We start from the raw sequence: 2,289 nt of genomic DNA on the forward strand, positions 1-2,289 counted from the left end.
GTTCGACGTGGTGCTCGTGGACGACGCCGGGGCCGCGCGCCTGGTCGACGTGCTGTTCGCCGTCGCCCGGGCCCGTACGACGGCCGTGGTGTTCGGCGACCTCGCCCAGCCGTGGCCGCGGGTGCGGCCCCGCGAACTGGCCGAGGTGCCCGAGGTGCGGCGGTGGACGCTGACCACCCCCTTCGCGCACTGCGGCGTGCACACCCCCGCCGACGCGCACTCCCACCCCGGGTGCGCCGTGCTCGACCGCCAGTACCGCTTCGGTCCGGGCGTGCAGGCACTCGCCGACACCATCGGCTACCCGGCGCTGTCGGCGGCCGAGGGGCGCGAGACGGAGATCGTGCTGCTCGACACCGCGGGTGAGCCGGTCGAACGTGCCGCGCTGGTGCCGCTGATCGCGGCCGGGCACGCCGCCGTGCTCGCCCCCGACCGCGAGGGGGTCCGGTCGTGGCTGGACGTGCTCCGCGAGACCCGCACCGTGGACGTGGGCACCGTGTCCACCGTGGCGGGGCACGAGTTCGGCACCGTGGTGCTCGACCTGACCGGCGACGACTGGCGGGACCGGGTGCGTGCCTTCCTGAGCGGGATCGCCCGTGCCCGGGACCGGCTCTACCTGTTGGCCGACCTCGACGCCGTGCGCGGGGCGGAGCTCGGCACCCCGCTCGGCGCGGTGGAGGCGCTGCGGATGCGGGGCGGTTTGTCCGTGCGCAGGCTCGGTGGCCAGGTGATCCCCCGCCAGCGGCGACAGTCCGAGACCGCGTGGCACGTCACCGTGCACCCCCGGCAACCCTCGGATGGCACGATGACCGGGTGAACACCCGATCGGATCTGCGTGCCTACCTCCGGACGCTGGATACCGAGACGCTGGTCGACCTGCTGTGCGCGCAGGCGGAGCGGGACCCCGAACTGCGCGGGCGACTGGAAGCCCGGCAGGTCCCCGGGCCCGGTGACCCCGCAGGCCGCGGCGGCGTCGGGGCGGGCCTCGCCGAGGTGAGTGACCTGCTCGACGACGCGGCCGAGGCGGCCGACACCGCGCACTCGATCCGGGTGTCCTCGGTGCTCGACACGCTGGAACGGCTGCTGGACGCGGGCACCTCCGCCGACGTCGGCCCGCTCGCCCGCCGGGTCGTGGACACTCTCCTCGGCGCGCGGGACGCGGACGGCCCCGGCGTGGACGACCTCCTGCCGCGTGCCGTGCGGCTGTACGCGCGGGCGTGCACGGCGCACCCACCACCCGCCGCCACACTCGCCGGGTGGTTCACCACGGTCGCGTTCGACCGTCCGGGATGGCCGGACATCGACCTGGCCGAGTTCGCCGAACCGCTGGGGGACGAAGGGATCCGGCACGTGCGGGCCACTGTGGATCGGGTGCTGTGTGAGCGGGGTGTCGACGCCACCGACCCCCGGCGGCACACCGCCCGGCGGCTGCGCCTGGAGATCGCCGAAGCGTGCGGCGACGTCGACACCGTGGTGCGCCTGCTCTCCGAGCGGCTGCCTCGGGTGGACGTCAGCCTGAAGATCGTGCGGGTGTTGCGCGCCGCCGGCAGGCACACCGAGGCCATCGCGCACGCCGCGGCGGCACTGCGGAACGCGGGTCACGAGGACGGTGACCGGCGCGGGTCGATGGTCGAGGCACTGGAGCGCCTGCGGGCGCACCAGGCCACCGACGCTGCGACCGATCCGGTGGTGCCCACCAGGACCGCCGTGCCCATGCAGTCGGCCGAGCCGGCGGAGGCCGCCGTGCCCACCGAATCAGCCGTGCCCACCGAATCAGCCGTGCCCATCGGGTTCGCCGAGTCGGCGGAGCCTGCCGCGTCACCGGCCGGGGCTGCGGAACCGGCCGAAACGGGGGCCGAGGCCGCCGTGGACCCCGCCGGGGCCGTGGCCGAGTTGCTCGGGCAGGACCGCTGCGAGCAGGCGTGGCGGGCCGCCGCGGACGCCGACCCGACGGACGTGGTCCCGCTCTACCGCGACCACGTCGAGCGGTTGATCGCGCGCCGCACCGCGGCCTCCTACGCGCGGGCCGCGGCACAGCTGCGCCGCCTGCGTACGTTGCACGGCCGGGCCGACAGTCGCGCCGAGTTCACCGAGTACCTCCGCGGGCTGGTGCGGGAGCACCACCGGAAGACCCGGCTGCTCGACGAGATCCGCAAGGCCCGGATCGCGCTGCCCCGCCCGGCACGCCCGCGCAGCGGGTGACCGGAACCTCCATGACCGGGACGCGGTGACGGGAAGCCCGCGGCCGGGCCCGCCGGGACCACGAAAGCCGGTGGCCGCGCGGTCGGGGGC

1 protein-coding gene and 1 pseudogene are annotated in these 2,289 nt (G+C 75.9%); both read left to right on the forward strand.

Annotated elements, in window-relative coordinates; all coding sequences use genetic code 11:
* Window positions 1–814, forward strand: a pseudogene (locus SACPADRAFT_RS0215280) (hypothetical protein); the annotation flags it as partial.
* Window positions 811–2,199: a hypothetical protein gene (locus SACPADRAFT_RS0215285; protein WP_007027329.1), complete on the forward strand. Its 1,389-nt coding sequence runs from the start codon at window positions 811–813 to the stop codon at window positions 2,197–2,199. The pseudogene SACPADRAFT_RS0215280 and the gene SACPADRAFT_RS0215285, both read left to right, overlap by 4 nt.
* Window positions 2,200–2,289: the final 90 nt, after the last annotated feature.

It is taken from the genome of Saccharomonospora iraqiensis subsp. paurometabolica YIM 90007 (assembly GCF_000231035.2).
Taxonomy (GTDB): domain Bacteria; phylum Actinomycetota; class Actinomycetes; order Mycobacteriales; family Pseudonocardiaceae; genus Saccharomonospora; species Saccharomonospora paurometabolica.